The 21554-nt window shown below is 35.6% G+C and carries 18 protein-coding genes and 2 tRNA genes; 7 read left to right on the top strand and 13 right to left on the bottom strand.

What is annotated here, in order from left to right; genetic code table 11:
• The first annotated feature begins 14 nt into the window (after positions 1 to 14).
• The 3 genes from IX38_RS08490 (at position 15) to IX38_RS08480 (ending at position 2686) form a co-directional block, all read left to right on the top strand.
• Entirely contained in the window at positions 15 to 728 is a 714-nt protein-coding gene (locus tag IX38_RS08490) for a 3-ketoacyl-ACP reductase (RefSeq protein ID WP_034703794.1), read from the top strand.
• 270 nt (positions 729 to 998) lie between these two features.
• Entirely contained in the window at positions 999 to 1826 is an 828-nt protein-coding gene (gene prmA / locus IX38_RS08485) for a 50S ribosomal protein L11 methyltransferase (RefSeq protein WP_034703792.1), read from the top strand.
• A gap of 17 nt (positions 1827 to 1843) precedes the next feature.
• The gene (locus IX38_RS08480) at positions 1844 to 2686 is read left to right on the top strand and encodes an SH3 domain-containing protein (protein ID WP_034703938.1); all 843 of its coding nucleotides are present in this window, start codon (positions 1844 to 1846) and stop codon (positions 2684 to 2686) included.
• A 141-nt stretch (positions 2687 to 2827) separates the two neighbouring features.
• On the opposite strand, the gene IX38_RS08475 is transcribed toward IX38_RS08480, so the two are convergent.
• From IX38_RS08475 to IX38_RS08450, 6 genes are all read right to left on the bottom strand, one after another.
• Positions 2828 to 5626 (bottom strand): hypothetical protein, encoded by a 2799-nt coding sequence (locus IX38_RS08475; RefSeq protein WP_034703790.1) that lies wholly within the window; start codon positions 5624 to 5626, stop codon positions 2828 to 2830.
• A gap of 7 nt (positions 5627 to 5633) precedes the next feature.
• Positions 5634 to 6659 carry a hypothetical protein gene (locus IX38_RS08470; protein ID WP_034703788.1) on the bottom strand — a complete coding sequence of 342 codons (1026 nt, stop codon included), beginning with the start codon at positions 6657 to 6659 and terminating at the stop codon, positions 5634 to 5636.
• On the bottom strand, positions 6652 to 7455 hold the full coding sequence (locus IX38_RS08465; protein WP_034703786.1) for a fimbrial biogenesis chaperone: 804 nt from the start codon (positions 7453 to 7455) through the stop codon (positions 6652 to 6654). Before IX38_RS08465 ends, IX38_RS08470 begins: the two co-directional genes overlap by 8 nt.
• A gap of 76 nt (positions 7456 to 7531) precedes the next feature.
• Positions 7532 to 8056: a hypothetical protein gene (locus IX38_RS08460; protein WP_051884572.1), complete on the bottom strand. Its 525-nt coding sequence runs from the start codon at positions 8054 to 8056 to the stop codon at positions 7532 to 7534.
• A 309-nt stretch (positions 8057 to 8365) separates the two neighbouring features.
• Positions 8366 to 8776, bottom strand: coding sequence for a hypothetical protein (locus IX38_RS08455; RefSeq protein WP_034703784.1), 411 nt, complete (start codon positions 8774 to 8776; stop codon positions 8366 to 8368).
• 59 nt (positions 8777 to 8835) lie between these two features.
• Positions 8836 to 9666: a helix-turn-helix domain-containing protein gene (locus tag IX38_RS08450; RefSeq protein WP_034703781.1), complete on the bottom strand. Its 831-nt coding sequence runs from the start codon at positions 9664 to 9666 to the stop codon at positions 8836 to 8838.
• Between the two features lie 1358 nt (positions 9667 to 11024).
• Between IX38_RS08450 and IX38_RS08445 the strand changes: the two genes are divergently transcribed.
• A complete protein-coding gene (locus IX38_RS08445) occupies positions 11025 to 12125 on the top strand; it encodes a serine hydrolase domain-containing protein (RefSeq protein ID WP_034703934.1) in 1101 nt (366 codons plus the stop codon).
• A 342-nt stretch (positions 12126 to 12467) separates the two neighbouring features.
• Here the strand turns inward: IX38_RS08445 and IX38_RS22750 are convergent, their stop codons facing one another.
• The 4 genes from IX38_RS22750 to IX38_RS08425 all read right to left on the bottom strand — a co-directional run bounded on the left by IX38_RS22750 (position 12468) and on the right by IX38_RS08425 (position 15008).
• Positions 12468 to 12965, bottom strand: coding sequence for an STM3941 family protein (locus IX38_RS22750; RefSeq protein WP_131368651.1), 498 nt, complete (start codon positions 12963 to 12965; stop codon positions 12468 to 12470).
• Between the two features lie 901 nt (positions 12966 to 13866).
• Positions 13867 to 14274 carry a hypothetical protein gene (locus tag IX38_RS08435; RefSeq protein WP_131368650.1) on the bottom strand — a complete coding sequence of 136 codons (408 nt, stop codon included), beginning with the start codon at positions 14272 to 14274 and terminating at the stop codon, positions 13867 to 13869.
• A 553-nt stretch (positions 14275 to 14827) separates the two neighbouring features.
• Positions 14828 to 14901 (bottom strand) — tRNA-Arg (locus IX38_RS08430).
• A 32-nt stretch (positions 14902 to 14933) separates the two neighbouring features.
• A tRNA-Pro gene (locus IX38_RS08425) sits at positions 14934 to 15008 on the bottom strand.
• 556 nt (positions 15009 to 15564) lie between these two features.
• On the opposite strand from IX38_RS08425, the gene IX38_RS08420 reads away from it, so the two are divergent.
• On the top strand, positions 15565 to 16104 hold the full coding sequence (locus tag IX38_RS08420) for a Crp/Fnr family transcriptional regulator (protein WP_034703775.1): 540 nt from the start codon (positions 15565 to 15567) through the stop codon (positions 16102 to 16104).
• Between the two features lie 30 nt (positions 16105 to 16134).
• Here the strand turns inward: IX38_RS08420 and IX38_RS08415 are convergent, their stop codons facing one another.
• Entirely contained in the window at positions 16135 to 16731 is a 597-nt protein-coding gene (locus tag IX38_RS08415) for a Crp/Fnr family transcriptional regulator (protein ID WP_051884570.1), read from the bottom strand.
• A gap of 272 nt (positions 16732 to 17003) precedes the next feature.
• On the opposite strand from IX38_RS08415, the gene IX38_RS08410 reads away from it, so the two are divergent.
• Positions 17004 to 17636: a hypothetical protein gene (locus IX38_RS08410; protein ID WP_051884569.1), complete on the top strand. Its 633-nt coding sequence runs from the start codon at positions 17004 to 17006 to the stop codon at positions 17634 to 17636.
• Between the two features lie 68 nt (positions 17637 to 17704).
• Here IX38_RS08410 and IX38_RS08405 read toward each other — a convergent pair whose 3' ends face one another.
• Both IX38_RS08405 and IX38_RS08400 read right to left on the bottom strand, forming a co-directional pair.
• The gene (locus IX38_RS08405; RefSeq protein WP_034703773.1) at positions 17705 to 18169 is read right to left on the bottom strand and encodes a PA2169 family four-helix-bundle protein; all 465 of its coding nucleotides are present in this window, start codon (positions 18167 to 18169) and stop codon (positions 17705 to 17707) included.
• A gap of 203 nt (positions 18170 to 18372) precedes the next feature.
• Positions 18373 to 19644, bottom strand: coding sequence for an NAD(P)/FAD-dependent oxidoreductase (locus IX38_RS08400; protein ID WP_034703928.1), 1272 nt, complete (start codon positions 19642 to 19644; stop codon positions 18373 to 18375).
• A 964-nt stretch (positions 19645 to 20608) separates the two neighbouring features.
• Here IX38_RS08400 and IX38_RS08395 point away from each other — a divergent pair.
• Positions 20609 to 21538 carry a helix-turn-helix domain-containing protein gene (locus IX38_RS08395; RefSeq protein WP_034703771.1) on the top strand — a complete coding sequence of 310 codons (930 nt, stop codon included), beginning with the start codon at positions 20609 to 20611 and terminating at the stop codon, positions 21536 to 21538.
• Positions 21539 to 21554: the final 16 nt, after the last annotated feature.

Genomic DNA, 21554 nt, shown 5'->3' with positions numbered 1-21554 from the left:
GAAACAATAGTATTATGAATATAAACGGAAAAAATGCCATCGTAACGGGTGGTGGAAGAGGACTTGGAAAGGCGGTTGCCTTAGCTTTGGCCAATGAAGGAGTAAATGTTGCTGTTACCGGCAGAAACGAAGAAAATCTTAAAAATACGGTTGAAGAGATCAAAGCACTTGGAGTGAACTCGGCATATGCTGTTTTCAGTATTGATAATGAATCTGAAGTAAAAACGGGTATCGAATCTCTTGCAAAGCAACTAGGAAGTGTTGATATTCTTGTCAATAATGCCGGCATCGGAGATTTTGGCAGTATTGAAGAAATGCCTTCTGAGACCTGGGAACAGGTAATCCGGACCAACTTATTCGGAGTATATTATGCGGCTAAAGCGGTTTATCCTTTCTTAAAAGCAAATGGAGAAGGAGACATCGTTAACGTGGCTTCTACGGCAGGTTTAAAAGGAGGTCCCAACATGTCGGCTTATGCGGCATCCAAAGCAGCAGTGGTTTCCCTGTCACAGTCGATGATGGCAGAGTGGAGAAAGCAGAATATCAGAGTGATCACCCTGACACCAAGCACTATTGCTTCCGATATGAGTATCCAGGGAGGACTTACGGACGGAAATCCCGATAAGGTACTTCAGCCGGAAGATTTTGCAGAATGGGTAAGAGATATTTTAAAGATGAACAGAAGGGCTCTGATCGCCAACGGTTCTATTTTCTCTACAAATCCGTAAAAGGAGATGTGCTTACTGGTTAATTGTTTACAGGTATCAGATTACGGGATATCCTGAACCAATTCAGAGAATAAAATATTCAATGGGAGCGGGCTTTAGCCCGCTTTTTCTATTGGTACAAACCTATCCGACTTTAGCCAAAACATAAAAAAAGCAAAAACTTTAACCATTAAAATACAACCTATATTCTGAAAATATGCGATACTCATTGCACTTCCATTTTTTTAACAATAATAACATCCTTATTTTTGCATTAAATTATTGACTCACATGCAAAATTATTTAGAATTCAATTTCAAAATTTCTCCATTGCAGCCATGGAACGAGATACTGATGGCAGAGCTTATCGAAATAGGTTTCGACAGCTTTACGGAAGAAATTGACGGAATTTTAGGATATATCCAGAAAGAACTCTTTAAAGAAGAAGAACTTAATGCGCTTCCGCTTTTTGAAAACGAAAATGTGGAGATCACGTATTCTTTCGAAGAAATGCCGAACATCAACTGGAATGAAGAATGGGAAAAAAACTTTTCACCGATCAATATTGACGATAAAGTACTGATCAGGGCAGAATTCCATGAATCTGTGCCGGGAATGCATGAAATTATCATCCAGCCCAAAATGTCTTTCGGAACAGGCCACCATCCTACCACACACCTCATGATCCAGCAGATGATGGATATTGATTTCAACGGTAAAAAAGTGCTGGATATGGGCTGCGGGACCTCTGTACTGGCTATTTATGCAAAACAGCAGGGTGCCGGAGACGTAAAAGCCATTGATATTGATGAATGGTCTGTAGAAAATTCAAAAGAAAACTCAGCCAGAAACGGTGTTGAGCTTGATATAGAACTGGGAACAGCAGAAAATTTAGGAAAAGAGCATTTTGATATTATCCTGGCCAATATTAACAGGAATATCCTGATCTCCGACATTCCTACCTATGTTTCTGTGATGAATGAAGGTGGAAAACTGCTGCTTTCCGGGCTGTGCTTCTTTGACGTGGATGATATTCTTGAAGTATGCAGAGAAAGCGGACTGGAGCTTAAAAAGAAACTTCAGCGTGAAGAATGGGTAAGCCTGTTGCTGGAAAAATAACGAAACAAAATATTAATATGAGATCTTTACTGACGGTTTTATGCCTGTTGTTCCTGCAGCTTTTTTCTGCACAGGAAGAAAATGTGATTTATCCTGACGGGGTTTTTGGCTTTGAAGAAAATAAACCTCAGAAAATCTTTACAGACTGGTCCAGAGTAAGAAAAGAACCGGATGTGAAATCGGAAGTAACAGACTCTCTGCAGACCAATCAGCAGGTAATGATTCTTAAAAAAGAAGCAACAGTTCTGAGGCTGGGGGAAAGAGGCGCCAATTGGTATAAAATTTCCTATCAGAAGGGAGATGCTGTTTCCGAAGGTTATATCTGGGGAGGCAATCTTTGTGTCGGTTACCGTAATAAAAACGGCTACGACTTCCTTTTTGGGCTGTCAAAAACAGTGGACCGGAAAAGTAAAGACTATAATGAAACTGTAAAACAGAATATTGCCGGAATAAAAGTTATGCAAGGAACCTCTTTAACGGATGAGGTTTATTTCGATACAGGCAGGGATGAAGAACTTAGCTATGCTGCATTTTCCGTTGAAAGTGGTCATAAGCTGAAGAATGCAGAACTCACCCTCAAAGCTGTGGTTTCCGGCGAAGCCTGCGGCATTGCAGGCTATGACCAGTATGTGCTTTTTGCAGATAAGAAGCTGGTTGCCCTGCCACAGCTGATGAATGTGGGAGATGCCGATGTATACTACCATTCCGAAGAATTTGTATTTCCCAATGACAAAGGGGGAATTCCTGATGCTTTTATTTTTAAAATGGAGGAAATGGAAAAAGATGACAAGGATAGGGAAAAGAAAAAACGGTCCTCCAAAACATACCTCTGGAACGGAAATTCTTATAAGCTTAAATAAGATTCAGACTGAAATAAGATAGACCGCTTTATATTCACTGGCTGTCATTCAATTTATGACACTGTGTTATTTTAGCACAATAAGGCTGAGAAGCTATAGGCTTCCTGCATTTGCATTCTCTCCGGGAGATTACCGTGATAGCTAGTTTCCGAACTTCTTAACCCTTATGGTTTTCTCTTTTACTTTTATGATAAAAGGCTCTGCATATATGATTTTTCCTGCCTGGATATTCACATCTCTATACGTTTGGTCACAATGGGTATTTAAAGGCAATGAATTCTCATTGAGGCTGATCCTGTAGTTTCCTGATGGCAGAAAAGAGACAAATTCCCCGTTATCATCGGTAAACATACGCTGTATAAACTTATCTTCCTGGTAGATGTTGAAAATGATACCTCCTAATTTCGGGTCAAAATCCAGGGCTGTTTTATTATTAAATTCATAAGTCGCTTTTCCAAGGATCGTTCCATTCTGATGCAGGGGAACTTCAAAGTAATAGTTGTGCGTGTTCACTTCAAATTCTGCTTCATCATAGTACCATCCCTGCTGAATTACCTGCTTTAAAGCATATTTGCCGTAAGGAATTTTCGTGTACAGGATATTCCCTTTTTCATTTGTTTTAAAAGAAGTATTGTTAAGCATGATCAGGTAGCCTTCTGCCTCCTTGTCCCCTTCATCAAAAATGTTGTTGCTGTTGTTGTCGTAATATACAAATGCTTTTATACTTCCCTTTTTACCCGGATTCAATGTATTGGGGCGCAGGTTCAGCGTAACACCGGCTTCAATGGTTAAAAGATTATTTTTTAAATTCCCCGAAGAGTAATTATACCATGAAGAATTCAGGTATATCCCGTAACGTTCTTTGGTGTATTTCAGATTAACAAAGCCGGAAGGGGATTTTCCGTACAGAGCATCATCCGTATAGGCAAAACCGGAAGTAAAATTCACTTTATCCTTAAAGAAATTCTTATTGAAAAAAGAAGAGACCGTTAATTTCTTATAAGGGGTAGCTTCATTAAGCATTTTAGAAAAGGCATATTCAGAAAGGAAATAGCTTCCGTACTGATAAATATACGTTACATTAAACCATCTGTAATTGTAATTGCCGCTTATTTTCATCTGATATTGCGGCCGGTTTAAGTCTGGATAATCAACAAGTCCGGCTTCAATTCCCAGCATGGAAGAATGCTTTTTATTCGGGCTTGTCCATGTCATATATTCTGTCAGTCTTTGCGCTTTCAGCTGTTTAGATTCCCGGGCCTCGGTAATACTGAAAAAATTATTATAAGTATTGGAACGCTCTTCCTGGTACTGGTAGCCAAGGCCCAGACCGAAGTTGCCTTTTTTCCGGAAATTGATCCCCATATCCAGCCTGGTGCTGCTTGATTTTAAATCATAATTATAAAAATAGAATTTTGGAGAAAAATCAGACACTGTTATATTGGCATACAGATAATGGTCCCTGAATATACTTCTGGAAAAGGTTTGCTGTATCTGTAAGATGCCCCGTCTGTTTCCGGGATAATAATCCGTACTGTAAAAGTAATTTCCATTAAGATTGATCTTCTCAATAATTCCCGAGTATTGGGTTTCTACGGCTAAAGAAGGCTTTACGGTATTATTGTTTTCGTAAAAGCTTACCCCTCCGTATACTTTGGTGTTCAGCTTCCAGTCTTCACTGAAAGAATGGGTGAAATCCGTACCCAGTAAATTATGTTTGGCCTTATCATAAGGGTCGTCCCGGAAAATATAAGTGGCACCTATATTCTCGGAAACATTTTTTGCTCCCAGGGTTCCTTTTGCGTAAAAACCGTAACCGTTTTTCAAAAATGAATTTCTTTCGATCAGGCTGTACGTCTGATCAACAAACCCTACTTCCAGCTTTTTGCTTTTATCCTGCGAAGTCAGAGCATATTCAGCACCTCTTCCAAACAGCGACAGTTCCAGCAGCTTGCTGACATTTCCCAAAGTAAACGCACTGTTTTCCCGATAGTAAGTGACGTACGTATTATTTACCATAGGATCATTTTGGTTATTCAGAGTATAAATATTTCCCCTCATAAAAACATATCCAGACGGAAGATTAAATCCGCCCGATCCCATTAGCTGGTACATACTGATATTTTTGCCCACATTTCTGTAACTGGCTGTAATGCTGTTTTTGGTATAATTTGAAAATGTATTGGTCTGCAAATCCTGATAATGCTGTACCGAAGACACATTCTGAACCGATACGGATGCATTTCCGAATATTTCTTTGTCGGGCTCCCTGAAGCCTGCCATATTAACCGTAAACTGAGAGCCTCTTATGATACTGTTTGAAGGCATAAAACGGAAAACAAATACCGAATCCCTGTGTATGCCGATACTTCCTTTCTTCTCAACAAAAAAGTTTTCCTGGGTTGCTTCAGGAATTTTAAAAACCACTGTGACGTTCTGTTTTTTATTTCCCAAATTGGAAACCCTTGCCCGTACCTCAACGGAATCATTGGGATTGTTGATATAAATCAGTGAATTTTCAGAGCTTATTCTTAATGTATTATTTTCCACCACTTTATAAGGTATTGCTTTTTTTGCAACAATATGGTTTTGCAGATCTGCGAGATCGAAAGTAATATTAGTTTCCCCATATCTGGCACCCGTGTTTACCAGTATTTTCACAGGTAAAAAAATGTTTTCCGCCGGTTTTAGATCCACATCAACCGTACTGCCCAGAATATTTTTGAAGCCGGCTGGGACTCCAATTTTAATATTTCCTTTAAAAGGAATGCCTGTATTGTTTTTTACAACCAGAACAAGGTCGATAATATTGCTTTTATCCGCTCTCGATTCATTGCGGATTTCCATACTCACCCCGGAATAATCCTGCGCCGAAACCAGAATAAAGGATAGCGGAATAAAAAGAACAAAAAATATTCTTTTGAATAGATCTTGGGGCATTATAAAATTATTGGGGAGTTATCTCGTATTGAATTGTGGTAGAATATTCTTCAGTTTTTGCATTGATAAACCTTTCATCATTAGAAGCTGTAGAATAGATGATGTCATAATATACATTAGACCCTTGAGTGGTATTTCCTGTGGCAATGAGCTGTGATGAAGTGCTTAATGAAACGGAATGTACGCTTCCTGAATTTTGTGATACAGGATTTAAAGTAAGTTTTACCGCTTCCAGAGGGATCGTATTTCCTGCTACAGAGCTGAACTGGCTCTGGACAGATTTTAATTTGATCTGATAGCTGGTATTGCTGTTTACTATTAAAGCGTTGGGATACGTTACACTTACACCGTTTACATAATCCTGCATACTCTTGAATTCCAAAGTACCGTTTACTGCATTGGCGGCAAATTTTAAAGACATTTCCGGAATGCCGGGAGGTGTCCCTGAAAGAGTGCCTATCTGAAACTGGAAATTATGATCAGCTTTACCAATGATATTATTATACTGATCATAAGCGGTAAACTGCAGGGGGGCAATAAATGTGATCCAGGCCGGATAATTGCCAAGATAAGCTCCTCCCATAACATTCATGCTGTATTTCACCTGAAGATTGTAGTAACCGTTAGGCTGTGCAGGCTGATTGTACAATGCCGCATTGGACTGAGGTACTAAAAAAACTTCCTGTCCTTCCTGGAGAAATACATTGAGTGGCATGCCGATCTGGGGAATTGAAGGAATGGGATTAGGATAAGCCTGGCCCGCTGTTGAAACCGGCTGAAAAGAAATTTTATTGGCCGGAAGAGTATACATCGCATCAGAGGTTGTAATAGGCTGCTTTAATTTTACCGACACTCTCCAATAAGGAATATTGAAATCGCCGTTACCCGCTAAAGTGAATGTATAGGCATCAGGATTAGTATTTCCGTTGTAGGAATTAATTTGTAAATAACTGTTGGTCCACGAGCTATAAGATACCTGTGAAAAACAGTTAAAAAAAACCAGCAATACAATAAAACAGTATTTCTTATTCATAGGTGAAATTTAATTCCCCCATTTCAAGATTATCACTATCTCCATAATCAATCATTACTGAGGCGGTATATTTTCCTTTTTCAAGTGTGGAAGGAAGAGCAATATTCATTTCTCTTTTATTTCCGGGCATGGTATAGAATATAACAGGGTCCATAGATACTTTTGTCCCGTTTTGCGTATTGACAAGATCTGTGAATACTTTTCCATCTGCCCACACGTTTCCTTCGTTTTCAAAGAGTAGATTAAAAGCTTCCTTAGATTTATCGTATGTTAAATTCTGAATTTCAAGTTTTTTGTTTTTAGCTGAAGGTAGTTTATGGAAAAGTTTTATTCCTGAACGGATGCTTACTTTTATATTGGCACCTTTGCTGTCTACATCATCTACAGGATTCATCTGGCTTACATAGAGTACGGCAGTGTGTACCGGTAATTTGTCTGAAAGATTGTCCGGAACAGTAATAGTAATGTCGATATCTCTTCTTGCACCCGGAGCCAAAGTGAAATAGTTATCTTCTTTTTTTATTGTAATCCAACTTGTGCAGGATGTAGGAAGGTTATTGGCAGGATACATCATATTTTCCCCTTTACTGTCATATTCCCAGTCTCCAAGACTCACTGCGAAATCCAGGGAGTTTTTTGTGCTTACATTGGTTACCGTCACTTTCTGGGTATTACTGTTTCCCAGATCTGACTCAAAATATAATCTTGGAGGCGAAACGGAAACACCGGTCTGTGCATATCCGGAAGAAAAGCAGGAACACGTTATATACAGGAAGAAAAAAAACAGTTTTTTCATTAGGAGAAAATGGGTCTTAAAAAAAACAGAGTGTTGCGATTACATCACAACACTCTATCTTTTTATGTGTTGTATGTTATTGAGAAACGATTGTGTATGTTAATTCAGTAGTGTATACAGTCGGGTCCTGGCCGGCAATATAATTGTCAAGGTAAGCGTTGGCACCTGCACCTTTATATTCAATGCTGATTTTTTTATCTACTCCTCCGTTAGTAGAAGTTACCAACGTTGTTTCGTTAGCTGAAAGCTGTACGTTTTGAGCATATTGTGCACCGTTTACAGCTTCAGAACCGGCAGTTGCTTTAATCTGTATGGTGTTTGCCTGGATGTTTTTTCCTCCGTTTTGAAGAGCAGAGTTAGCGCTTTTTACTTTTACCTGGAATCCTCCTGTGCTGTATACACTTAAGTGATCGGTATTTACGGAAGTTACACCATTAGTATAGTCATCTTTTGTGACGTAGTCTAGGTTGACTACTTTTTGAGAATTATTTACAATAAGGGTTTGGATTGGTTTTAATCTCACGTTTAATGTTACAGTCTGTTGAGCTTTTAATGTTACGAATCCTAATAAAGCAAAAGATGCTAATATACACTTTTTCATAGCTAAAGTAATGGTTTTTTGTATTAATTAAATTTTACGAGTGCAAAGGTATAAGGAAAGAAGGCAAGCTCTTTTGTGAAAAAGTACTTAAAATTTGTAATTTTCTACAGTGAATTATTCTACAAAGAAAAGTGCTTTTTTTATGATAAAATTATAAAAAACAGATTATTAGATAGATTAATTTAATAATAAAATAAAATAAATAATACTACGGTATTCATAAATAATTATGTGCAATAACTTAGGAATTAAATATTGTAAAAATTGCTATTCTATGCATAACGATTCTTTTGTTTCCTGCAAAAAAAATTACTGTGAAATAAGAGTAAATACTAAATGGTTTTGCTCAGAAACTGCACATTCTGATTTTTTTATTGCATTTTTTACATTTTGGTTTATTTTATACATTTTATGCACAACTCCTTTTGGGTTGTTAACCAAATTATATTCTTTATTGCAGTTTTGATTTTTACTGGATGAAAATTTCTTTTCTCTATCGTTATAGATTTCATGTTTTACTTTAACCTGGAACCCGGACGGGCTGGTTACGGTTACGTATTCCGGCAATGCATTCTCTTTTGCGGAATTGGTTTCGGTGTTGTTAACGGAAAGTATTTGTACCGGGTGAAGGCGGATATTTAATAGCAAGCCGTCAGATGTCTGCGCAAAAACTGCTGCGCAAACATGTAAGAAAGCTAGTATTAAAATTTTAGTATACATACCGCCCGTAAGATTTTTACTAAATGTTACTTAGATAAATATACTAATTTTCTGATAACCTATTTCATTTTTGAGGGATTTTTTCCGGTGTGTTTTTTTATAAAGTTGCTGAAATTACCTTCATCGCTGAAACCCAGATCGTAAGAAATTTCAGAAATGGTGTGATTTGAAAAATGTATTGATTTTTCAAACTCATTAATAAGTTTTTCTATAATTACCTGTTTGGCTGTTTTTCCAAGAATGTATTCTGTTGCTTCGGTCAGTTTCCTGGCCGTAATATTAAGCTCACTGGCATAATAAGTTACTTTTTTGGCTGTTTTGTAATCTCTTTGTAAAATAACTTTAAACTTATTTACATAATAAAGGTATTCGAATTTAAGATCCTTTTTGATCTCATCGGTTGAGACATGAAGAAAAGCATCTAAAATTAGTCTTTCGATGGCATTATGGGCAGCAGATATGTACAGGCTTTTGTCCTTTAACTGAAAGTTTTTCATTCTTTCCATAAAGATCACTTTCATTTCTTCTTTGTTCAGAAAAGGAGCAACGAATATATCAGAATTATAATTAAAGAAAAGCTGGGAGTTGAGAAACAGGCTGTCCTTTGTTGATCTTTCATAGAAACTTGAAGAAAAGGCAATGGTGTAAATTTCCACTCCCGAATTTTCTCCAAATACAATATTTTTTTGAGGGCCAATAAAAACCATGTGTCCGCCTTTTATGCTGTGGGAGATATTTTCAACTAATAAGTCAATGTCTTGTAAAATTATATAGATACAATAGTAATCTAATGTATTGAATTTTCTGTGGCCATGATTTCTTTTTATAATATAATCTAATCGATTGATGCTGAATCCTATTTCCTTTAGCTGATCTGTTACTATATACATTTACCTTTAGACTATTTTTAATTAATTTGGTTTATAGTTATGGTGTAAATATAGAATTTTTGTTATTTATTTTGTTTTCAATTAAAAACTTGTTTAAACTTTTAACATTTTAACGGATTGAATAGTTGTTTTGGTTTTGGAAAAAGCTTGTATAACCGACTTTAATTATAAATAATTTTTATTGTAAATTATTTATAATCAATAACATAATGTTTAGGTGCGGAAAAAAAACTGAAGATTTGGTGATCTGGCTTTTTTTTATTCTCAAAATAGTGATTTGTTTTAAAACAGTAAACCGGAACCTGATAACCGGATATATAAATTAGAATATCCCGATAAAGGGGATAATATATGATAAGGTACCAGTCTCCCAATTAGTAAAAGACATTTATTTTGTTGCCTCATTTAATTTTCGAATTAACTTTTCAGCTTCTCCACTTCCTGTTGTAGAGAAGCGGAGTAGGGGTACATTATACTTTTCAAGAATTTTATTTTTCATCTCGTCTCTCTCTTGCTTTGTCTGGTTTCTTTTTTATGATATTCATAATCGTCTGCAAGGATGTTGTTTCCCTCTTCGGCTGTAAGTCCAATTGTATCTGCAATTTCTTTTAAATAACTGAAAATGGTTTCCGTCTATTTGCTTTTTATGGCAGATTTAACGACTTGTACTTTACCTGGAATATACGTTTTCAGGCATAAAAGGAGACAACTATTAAATAGTGTCTCCTTAAGTGAACCAACAGGATTATCTTCGAACTATTTTATTGCAGAGATGATGAAATTAGCTTTTTTAATGGATTATATATAAATTAACAAAATAGGATTTCCCAACATAAGAACAAGTAAATGAATATATTAAAATTATATAGATCGCTAAGAGGTAAGCTTGTTTTTTATTGAGTATTAAAAACAGCACCTAATTGAAGGAAAATCATTTTTCATAAGTCGCCAAAAACGTTTTGGACAGCTGTGTCCTCATTTAATAAAAAAGACATTAAATAGGCTTCCAAACGTGACGATAGGAGCACCAAGTTCAGGAACAAACGGTAATATCAGCCTAATTTATTTGCCTGGAAAATATAGAATCGCATATACCGGCATGATGACGAAAAATGCCGACGGAAGCAAACATCATTTGAAGGGCATCATACCAGAAATTATTTTGAAGCCCACAATTGATAGCATTAAGAATGGACATGATGAGCCTCGTAATCAAAATAGCAAAAGAACAAAGTTTATAATTCCACTATTTGTTGAGAATGTGCTTCTATAAAATTTGTATTTTTACTAAACTAAAGGTCTCCAATTCTGCCTTCGGCAATAACTGCCTCGTTACAGGCAATTTTAAAGAATACGCTATGAGAAGAACATTTTTACTGATAACAATTGGATTGTTGTTATTTAATCTCACATTTGGTCAATCAGCTCAATATAAGCAGCTTGACAGCTTATTTAGCTCTCTTTTTAAGCAGAAATTGTTCAATGGAAATGTGCTGCTTGCAGACAAAGGGAAAATCATATTTGAAAAAAGTTATGGCTTTGCTAATGAGAAAACCGAGCAAAAAATTAATAACCAAACTATATTTGAGTTGGCATCTGTTTCCAAACAATTTACTGCCATGGGAATTGTTTTGTTAGAAAAACACGGAAAACTGAACTATGACGACAAAATTTCAAAATATATTCCTGAATTAGGTTTCTACGGAAATATCACCATAAGAAATTTACTTAATCACACTGGCGGGCTTCCTGACTATATGGAGGTTTTTGAAGAAAAATGGGATAAAACAAAATTTGCTACCAATCAGGATATTGTTAATGTCTTCACTAAATACAGACCAAAAGTTATTTTTCAGCCAGGCGAAAAATACCAGTACAGCGATACGGGTTACACTTTATTAGCTTTGATAATAGAAAAAGTATCGCGTAAGACATTTGGAAAATTTTTGAGTGAAAACATCTTTCAACCATTAAAAATGAAAAATACGTTTATCTATAGGAGCAGATTTGAACCAAAAGAAATAAAGAATTATGCTCTTGGGTATGTTACAGATAGTCTAGGGTACAAAGTGCTTCCCGATAGTTTTGGAAAAGAATTTTACACTTATTATCTGGATGGCATCGTGGGTGATGGAACAGTAAACTCTACAACAGAGGATCTGTTGAAATGGGACAGAGCACTTTACGACGATAAATTGATAGATTCAAAAGATAAAGAACTGATATTTAATTCTGCAAAAACCAACGATGGAAAAGAAACTAATTATGGATTTGGGTGGTTCGTAGGGAATTCGAAAAAATATGGCAAAATCGTCTATCATTCTGGTGGTTGGCCAGGGTATTCCACTTATATAGAAAGGCATTTGGACAATGACAAAACGATAATAATCCTACAAAATCATTCGGACGCAAAAATAAATTCATTTTTGCAAAAAGTAAGAGCGATATTGTATAATTAATTTTAAAAAAGAAAATGTATGGGATCAATCTCAAAAGTTGGAATATACATTTTTATGCATAAAAAAGGAGACAACTATTGAATAGTGTCTCCCCTTAAGTGAACCCAACAGGATTATCTTCGAACTATTTTCTTGCAGATGTGATGAAATTAGCTTTTTTAATGGATTATATATGAATTAACAAAATAGGAGTTCCCATTGCTGCCAAAACCCTCTAAAGGAAAAGGCCGAAAAATGTAGATAAGCAGTTTAGTTGCCATCCTCCTGTTTATTTTAGTACATGGAGAGTTTTATCCAGTCATCCAAAGCACCGGATCATTATCGATCAGGTGCTTTTTTTGGTTAAGGAATCTTATTATTTATTCTGTAATGCTCCCAGTATTTGTTTACTAAGGCAAGAAGGTTTTTGTGGTCCATTTTAATTTCGTCATTGGACAACTGGATTAGAAAGGTTTTGCGTCCTGACCTGTATTTTTTGTTAATCCTGGAATTGTACTGTTCTGCTACTTTTTCGCTGGCATGAAGTTCAATGCCCTTTATGATCCAAAACATCCTTGTATCACGGATTTCAGTGATGTCTGACCAGTTAATTAACCCTATTTTTTCAGCATTGATAGTCATTTGGGAAAGGATGCCGGATTCAGATAATATCAGTACAGGTTTGCGATTGAACAGACGTATGAAGCAATAACAGAGAGCAGCAAGGGTGAGGCCGAAGTATAGGATAAATGAGTTGCTGGGAAAGGGAGTAATGACCGCTATTACAATGCCAACAGCTATAAGCAGGCAGAGCAGGATCAGTCGTTTTTTTAGGCTGGGTAATAGTTCTATTGGTTTCATGACGTAATAATAATGCAAATATAGTTCCTAATGCTATAGATAATGATGCTAGCTTGTTATTTCAATCCGCATTACAATTACACAGTAACAGAATTTGCTTTTCACCTGGCACTTCCCGATAAATACCAATCAGATCAATCGTACCATTATTTCTTTTCTTTCTGCTGCAGTTTTTTTCTAAACCGGAGCTCACCCGATCAATATTGATCGGGTGCTTTTTTATGCCTCAAGACAGTCACCTAAGGCCAACTACAGCCACGGTAATACTACCGATTTTGGCAGCTAATAAAATCCCGGATACAAAGCAAATCCCGATGGCAATGATATGAGGAAGGGCCTTTGGAAAACCGTTATAACTTTTGCTTAAAAACACTGCTTCGATGGCAATTCTGCCATATCGTTCCCCTCACGAACTTTTGCATAAAGAAGTTGCAGGTCACTATGCGAATTAACTAAAACATCACGGTCCTCTAAAGCTTGAATAATTTTGAAAAGTGTGAAATCAGCTTTAAATTTGAGCAGGGGGAACCAAAGAAGAAAAAATAGTGATTGTCCAGAAAACTCTTATCAGAAAGAGGGAGAAAATAGCATTCGAGCGTCCGACAAAGTTAACAATCCGATGCTTCTGCAACATTAACAAACTTTTGAGAAAACTAACAAGGCTGGCTAAGACTCATCCTTGTTATCGTTTTAATGATCAAGATCCGTAAGCTTCTTTAAGTAATTGCTTAAAAGTTGTCGGACGTTTATTCAAAAAAATCGCAGGTCGTCGCTGATAAGACACCTTCGACTTTTGCTGGCGCCAATAATCTGTAAAGATATCCTGTCGGCATATGATATTAGCTTTTAACAATGTTTCAACAAATTCATCTCTGGCTGGTGAGACATATTCAATCTATTATTAGAGTTCTTTAAACTTCAGCTCTGCATAAAAAAGAATTCCATTTAAAATTATATCATCAATGTCACCAATTTTTTCAAAGTTTTTTTCCTCCCCCATACAATCTAATTTTTTAGTTTTATAAGTATATGTAGCGGTGTTGCCCAACTTTTCAGTTTCTGATATATTGACAGAAACTACATTAATTCCTTTCATTGCATAAAACTTCTGACCTGCAATTTTAACACCTTTTTTTTTAATGATATAGTCACCTTTGTACTCCGTTAAATTATACTTTTCGCCAAAAGATTCCCTAGGAATGAGCTGAGTTGTAATATTACTGACCGTTATTGCATAATCTCCTGACTTTATACTTTGCGCAGATGCTGTACAGGCCATAAAGTAAATAATAATGAAAAGATTCTTCATAATATATGTTTTGGTTTGTTAGTTAGTCACATGTATATCCAAATATACAGCTATTTTGTCTATCTGCGATCAGATCTCAATGTTTCTGCTTATCTAATTTTCCCTTGTGTTATGTTAGCAATAACTGTATCTGTAAAACTACAGATATGCCAGTTTTCATATAAAACGATGGTCAAGTAAGCTATAAAGGAGGCAAGTATATTATAACCATACCCACTTTTTATTGTTTTCTTTGAGGTAAAGAAAAATAATAATCCCAAAAAAATGCTGATAAATATTATTAATGAATACGCAGTGTAGAGCTTAAGAATGAAGAAAATCCCAATTATTAAATGCCAAGAAAAGGAAGTAATACATTGTCAGATTTATATTTGGTACAGACATAAAGAGAAAGATAGCCAGTTCGATATATCCCAAAAAACTTGAATTCAATGGAACGGGTTTTCGAACTGATGAAATGAACTCTGTTGCAAAGTATATCTTCCTTATTAACAGTTCTTTAGGAAATAAAAAAACCGACATCGAATCATTGAAAATTCTGATGTCGGTTGTGTGAGCGCGTCAGGATTCGAACCTGAGACCGTCTGCTTAGAAGGCAGATGCTCTATCCAGCTGAGCTACGCACCCATTAAATAATTTTGAGAAAATTACTAAAACAGTCGGGGCGGCAGGATTCGAACCTGCGACCTCCTGGTCCCAAACCAGGCGCGATGACCGGACTACGCTACGCCCCGATTGGTGGTCATCTAAGCGAATTTTACTTCGTTTTAGCGAGTGCAAAGATAGGAACTTTTTTTAAATAAAAAAGAGAAATTTAAAAAAATATTCAATTATTACTGCCTTCTCAAAACGTTGTCTGATATAAAAACAACGATCTTGTGGAAATTAACGGATCGTATTCGTTAAATATCAGTATTTTATATAAAACTCATACCGTGATCCCGGAAGATTAGTCATTTTTTAAATTAATTTCTCGTATCCCTCACGAACAGCTAAAAAGCTAATGCAACTCGCTTAATTGATTTGCTCCAATTATTCCCTTTTTTATTCTTATGAACACTAGGCTCGCGGACTTATACCTTATCATCGATCTACTTTTTTAGTAGTAAACTCTGTTTACAGAATAAATAAGCGCGGGTAAGTAAATCAGGTGTATATGTGGTACCCCTTATGACGCACATCATAAAGTTCCGGCTGTGGTTTTAGTTAGTTTTGCCTTTAAAAGGAGAGATTTTGATATTTAGTGAGGAAATACTTTTATCGTTAGGTGCTGATGTTTTGCAATATGACATGAATGAAATAATATTTTCAGATGGACAGAAGCCCAACTATTATTATCAGATCCGTAAAGGAAGTGTCAAATTGACAAAAGACAGGGAGAACGGAACCGAAGCAATCTTCAGTATTTCTATTACCGGACAGTGTTTTGCAGAAACATTGCTTTTCAGCGACAAGGTATATCCGTTCAATGCAGTGGCGATGGAAGAATGCGAGATTTTTAAAGTTCCCGGAGAAAAATTTGTTGAATTTATAAAAAGTAAGCAGGAGCCGCTCCTGGATCTTTATTTATTTAATGCCGAGAGGATGTATTACAGGTTCATTATGCTTAACTGCTTATCGATTAACGATTCAATGTTGAGACTCACTGAGCTCTTCAGGGTTTTGAAAGAATATTATTCAAAGTACGAGCCGTTTTCCTATCAGATACCTTTTACCAGGCAGCAGCTTTCATCAATTACAGCTTTACGGCTGGAAACCGTGATACGGACTGTCAAAAAAATGGAAAAAAATAATATGGTACAGATAATAAACGGTAAGATTTTTTATTGAAATTATCTTTTCAGACATTTGTCACTGCCTTTAAAAATAAATTTTCCGGTTCCTGATTTCAAGTTTATTTTGCTTCTCAAGATTCTTTATTGTTCTTATCACTGTTTCAACTCTCAGTCCGGTCATTGATGCCAGCTGTTGCCTTGTCAGTGGAACTTCAAAGGAATATTTGGTCTCATCACCGCTGAAGCTTTTATGATAGTCCAGTACCCCAAGAATTCTTACAGATGCCTGCGTGGATGTATTATTCTCAAGCATGATGAATTTATGATATAACCTTTCAGATAAAAACTTATTGATATCGCGGGAAAGGGCAGGATTTTCGTCCAGCATTCTTTCAAAATCGGCTTTGGGCAGTTTTAGAGTAGTACACTGCTCAACAACTACAGCGTTGACAGGATACTTTTTATCAATAAAAAGTAAAAGCTCACATACGCTGAACCCCGGGGTAAGAATCGCTAAAATAAGTTCCTTCCCACTCTCATTGTAATGGTTAAGTTTTATCGTGCCTTTTACAATTTGATAATAGTATTTAGGAGTACTGCCTTCATCAAATATTACATCTGCCGGATAAAAATGTTCTGCCGTTGCTCCGTAGGATAAAAGCAGTTCTTGTGCGATCAGCATTCTGGATGATTTCGTAATTAATGATACAATTTAACTTTATTTTTTGAATTATCATTAAAAAAAAGAAAAGCTTATTTTTGATTTATTTAAAAGATTCCAGGATTATTCCCATCATCAGAACTATAGAGCTGGTCAGGATTTTTAGTCTAAAAAGTCACTTATGTGATTCAGGTCATGCTGTGATTGTCAATTTTTATTTAATTTTAATTATCTATTAAAAATCGGTTATGTTTATATAATTCGGTTTTTAAGAACATACTAATACACACCATATGAAAATCAAAGAAATTCCCGGAATTCCACAACAAAAAAAAGGTGGTTTTCATAATACGGAAAGTATAAAAGAACTTGACAGTCCTGAAATGGCGGTTAAAGAGTTTGCCATACTTAAAAGCAGGCTCTATTCTGTCAATCAGTGGAAAGATTTTTGTGGTGATGGCTTTGCGGATTTTAGACTTTACGATTCATCAGGAAATTATGCAGACCGTAGTCCTGTGAAAGGGGATTTTATGAGAATTGATATTCCGGGTCCGGGCACGATTGAGTCCGGTTATGACTGGGTAAAAATTACCGATATCAGTAATCAGCACACAAAAGAAGATGAATTTGAAAACATCTCAATCACCTGCAGCCCTTCAAAAGAACCGGGCAGTTCAGATAAGAAGCATACGGCTCATTTTTATTCATCAGATGCCACTTCAACGTTCATGATTTCAAGGGGAAATACTTATATCAAAGCGGCGGTTTACGGCAGGAACGAAACGGCTAATTTAGATGCCGGATTTTTGGGTACAGTAAGAAACCTGGCCATTGCTGCAGGAGGAATGATGGGAGTTTCCAAGATTCAGTGGAAGAGACTTACCGATGCTTTACTGGATTTTAAAATGAATAAAGTGTTATTATGAAAAAATTATTTTTCATATTGACCAAAATTAAAGCCACGCCAGGTGGCTTTAATATTCAATTTTAAAACTTAATTTTCCTTCTTTTTATATTCTTCAATTTTTTTAAACTGATGATAGGATTCCTTCAGGCTGTGCAATTGTTCCGAAATAATTTTTTCACTTTTTTCGCAAAGATCTCCGCTGTCAAGGGCCTTTTGATAAGTTTCTACCGCTGCTCTTTCCCCAAATACCACATTTTCCAGGGTAGATTCTTCAATATTTCCTATAGTAAATGAATTTTTAATATCAATCCATGTTCTGTGGATAGCTCCTGCCACGGAAGTGGAATCGTCAGGAGTTCCGTTCTTTTCAGTAATTAGATTGATCAGTTCATTTTTCATAATTTTTGATTGGGAGATCATCCGGTCATATTCATCTTTTATATCAGGATACATTTCCCATATTTTTCCCTCTACTTTTTCAAATCCTTCCATTCTGTCATTCGTGATTTGCAGTAAATCATTAAGTACGGATACTGTTTGTTCTGTTTTCATAATATAATTTTTATAACGTTATAGCAGAGTAATATTTCTTTCTCCAGCCGGACTGATTATGTATGGAATTTTAAAATTTGCTTTAATGATCCAATCTATAACCCCGATGGGATTTTCTTCAAACTTTCAAAGCGACAGGCTCCTGTATTATGGATCCAGTAATCCGGTTGTTCAGGATAAATGCTTTTTCTTATCGCTGTTAATTATTGTTGCTTTGTTGTATTTCTTTTAGGGTAAAGAATCAGGCGTATGGATGGATTATTGGTAATAAACAACCTGAACCAATCCAGTGACAGCCTGACTTTGCTTCTGAAACCAACCAGCGGGATAATATGGATAAACAGCCACGTAAGCCATGCTGAAAAACCTTTGAAAGAAAACTTCGGAAGATCTACCACAGCATTGAATTTTGAAATAATCGCCATACTTCCTTTATCATGATAGGCAAAAGGGATCAGTTCTTTTCCCTCCTGAAGCCGGATTAAGTTTTTACCGAGATTTTTAGCCTGCTGTATGGCTGTCTGGGCAAGCTGGGGATGTCCATTAGTGAAAGATTGATCGGTCAGCTGAAGAGAAATATCCCCCAAAGCATATACAGTTCCGTTTTCTTCAACCCTGTTATATTCATCCACCAGAATTCTTCTTCCTTTACCGATTTTTTCCTTTAGAATTCCCGGAACTTCGCGTCCAATCACTCCCGAAGTCCAGATCAGTGTTTCGGTGTTTATTACGGTTCCGTCTGACAGAAGAACTTGATGGTCAACATAATCTTTAACCGAAACATTAAGAAGTATTTTTACCCCGAGTTCTTTTAAAGTCTCATAGGATGTCTGCTGTGCCATTTTACTCATAGGAGAAAGTAAAGTGGGTAAGGCATCAATCAGGTACAGGCTGGATAAGCTGAGTTTTATTTCAGGATATTCCTTTTCAGCAATATATTTTCCCATTTCAGCAAACATCCCCGCCAGTTCTACCCCGGTAGGACCGCCCCCGGCGATCACTACATTCTGTAATCTTTCTGCTGTTTTCACATCTTTATTTCTTGCCGCTTCTTCGAGGTTGAGCAGCATATGATTCCGTAAATAAAGGGCCTCCTCAATATTTTTCATTGGAAGCGCATATTTCTGTACATTCTCCATCCCGAAAAAGTTGGATTCCGTACCTAGTGCCAGAACCAAATAATCATATTTTAAATTTCCTGTATCTGTTTCTATCACATTATTTTCAGAATCCACGTTCAGAAGGCTCCCCATATGGAAATTCACATTTTTATATTTTGAAAACAGTCTCCGGAAAGGGTAGCTTATATTGGATGCCTGAATAAAAGAGGTAGCAACCTGGTAAATAAGAGGAGGAAAAAAATGATAATTATTCCTGTCAACCAGTGTAATAATAAACCTGTTGTCATTTTTCAAGATTTTAATAAGATTAATTCCGGCAAATCCACCACCCACAATAATGATATGTTTTTTCATGTGCATGAATATTTATAATTATTTGATTATAAACCAATAAGGGTTTATTCGTTTTGTCTCTATTTTCCCCATTTATAACAGGGAATATTCACTAAAATTAACCTGAATCCGTGATAAGAATTAAAAAATTAACGCAACGAAAAACAAGGCTTTATAAAGCATTCAGCTGATCTTAAATAAAAAACCATTTCATTTATAAATAAGCCATACTCAGGATAGTTTGTACTCCTTTGCTGAATGGAATGCCCTTGTTTGCTCTTTTATACATACCAAAAAATGTTCTTTGTTTGCCTTTGCGATAAAATAAGACTGATTTCGTGCATTTATCTTATTCCTAACTCAGGTAAAATTAATAAATACGTATTACTTATATTATTATTTCGATCATAATGGGATTACTTTTTTTTAGTTAATTTTTAATAATAAATTAAGTATGGATTTTTTTGATGAGAAGTGAAAAAGGCATCCGTACAGTCTTTCTGTCCCTCTTTGACTTTCACCATTTCAAGCTTACAACAATGCTCTTCCATCGAATGTAAAGACTGATTATTTCATAAAATTGATTTTTTTAGATCATGAAAACAGATAATAATTGATATTTATCAATGGTTTTTTTTAGCAAAGGTCATCGTTCAGAGGTGTGATTATAAACCAACTTTGTACTGTACAGTCATCAAAAAGATACAGTACTTAAAACATTTATCAATTAAAAAATCATTATGCACGCAAAAGCCTTTATCCTGAAAATGCAGCCCTTCTGTTAATTAATCACCAAATAGGAACAATGGCATGGACTCATTCACACGACATCAACCTTGTAAAACAAAATGCCATTAAGTTGGCTAAAATTCCTGCTGCCCTTAACCTGCTTGTTGTTTTTAGTAGCGTATAATATCATAAAGAATAAATATAACCTTACTTTTTACTATTTTGTATTTTATTTTTACATTTGAAAAAACAAATTATGGCAAACATTTTAAGAATAAAGGAAATATTGAAGTCAAAAAATATGACTATTTCTGATTTAGCTGGTAAGATGGGTATAAACAGGGTTACGTTAAATAATATGATTAATGGAAATCCTACTTTAGAGACGATGCAGAAAATTGCGAAAAATTTAAACGTTGAATTTTTGGAATTATTTTCTTCAATAAAAGAAAACAATTATACCATTTCCTTAACTCATGTGGATAATCATTTTTGCTATAATGATGAAAACATTTTTCTAAATGGATTTTTACCTCATTTATTACATCGGGATTACGGCACATTTGCATTGGAAATTAAAAGGAGAGGTTTTTCCATAATTCCAAACATGGCAGAAGTATCCAAGTTGATTCATTCTGAAGAAACTGTTGAAGAGTTCATTTATAAAGGAAAATATGGTGATGAGACTTTAATACAACTTTTCTCATCTTATACCCCTCTAACTGAATTGGAACACAAAAGTTTTTGCCAAGCATTAAAATTATATATTCATTTCCATCAGGAATGTAAAAACGAAATGAACACAATTTTAGGGACTCATGACTTTAAAAAGTACGACTTTAATCAGAATTATTACGAGTTAGGGATGATTGACAGAGATGTTTGGTCCAAACTTATAGAACTAACAAAAATATATGACTTAGATAGTGCTAAAAATAATTTTGAAAAATTTAATGCTAACGGATATGATGTCATCATGTACAACCAGAATATTAAAAAAGGCTATAATATAAAGTTATGGTTATCTATTATTGAAGAAAAATCTTCATATGACAGTGTTATGGTTGGTTGGAATGCTCCAGACTATTTTGACCGAGACTTAATAAAATCCAAAGAAATCTTTAATGCAAAAGAATCTTATAACTTTTTACACCATGCCCTGATTCCAATGGCAAAAAAAATATAAAGCTCTTATTAGTCAA

The sequence above is a fragment of the Chryseobacterium luteum genome (assembly GCF_000737785.1).
Lineage (GTDB): Bacteria > Bacteroidota > Bacteroidia > Flavobacteriales > Weeksellaceae > Chryseobacterium > Chryseobacterium luteum.
Note: the sequence above shows the minus strand (reverse complement) of the source record. Positions and strands in the feature narration are given on the sequence as shown.